General features: G+C 67.8%; 1 protein-coding gene. It reads right to left on the reverse strand.

Annotated features, from left to right (window positions below; all coding sequences use genetic code 11):
* The coding region (locus KVT32_RS30695) for a DUF2399 domain-containing protein (protein ID WP_217619495.1) at positions 1–255 on the reverse strand (255 nt) is incomplete at both ends.

Here is a 255-nt window from a genome sequence, read left to right on the forward strand (position 1 = left end):
GTGCACAATGCGCGCCCAGCGCATCGGCTGCGATCGCCACCAGATTCGGGTTTTCACAAACGTAGACGTCGCGCGCCGCGGCAGTCCAGAGCGGTGCCGGTCGCATCAGCGCCCGCAACGACAGGTAGCCTGGCTCGCCGCTCGCTCCGCCTGCACTGCCCGGCAGGTTGAGGAACAGCGCCGGCCGCGCCAGCTCATTCACCAGCACGCCTGCCGCCGCCCACAGTTCGCGAACCGTTTCTTCCCCCTCATGAT

The sequence above is a fragment of the Achromobacter sp. GbtcB20 genome (genome assembly GCF_019091095.1).
Taxonomy (GTDB): Bacteria; Pseudomonadota; Gammaproteobacteria; order Burkholderiales; family Burkholderiaceae_B; genus Achromobacter; species Achromobacter mucicolens.